Here is a 413-nt window from a genome sequence, read left to right on the forward strand (position 1 = left end):
GCCGGCGAACCAGAGGATGGCGATGGTGGAGATGTCGTAGACGGTGCCGAAGGCGTTGCCGAGGTACTCATGGGACAGGTAGGCCAGCGCGCGCCCGTTGGCCGCACCGCCCGGCTTGAACTCGCCCTCCGGGATGAGCAGGGTCGTGATGAAGCTGGTGAGGACCAGGAAGGCGCTCATGATCACGGCAGCGGTCGTCAGCAGCTTCTTCGTGCCCCGGATCCGCCCCACGGGGCGCTCGTCGGTGTCGTCCGGCGCCCCCTCGACGTGCGGCATGACCGCAACACCGGTTTCGAACCCGGACAGTCCGAGCCCCAGCTTCGGGAAGACGAGCAGGGCGACTCCGACCATGGCCAGGACGTTGCCGTGCTCGGTGGTGAGGGCGTGGGACCAGTCGGTGACGACGTGCGGGG

1 pseudogene is annotated in these 413 nt (G+C 68.5%); it reads right to left on the reverse strand.

Annotation, left to right across the window (positions count from 1 at the left end):
• A pseudogene (locus tag ADL29_RS10260) lies at positions 1-413 on the reverse strand (amino acid transporter); the annotation flags it as partial.

It is taken from the genome of Streptomyces chattanoogensis (genome assembly GCF_001294335.1).
GTDB lineage: Bacteria > Actinomycetota > Actinomycetes > Streptomycetales > Streptomycetaceae > Streptomyces > Streptomyces chattanoogensis.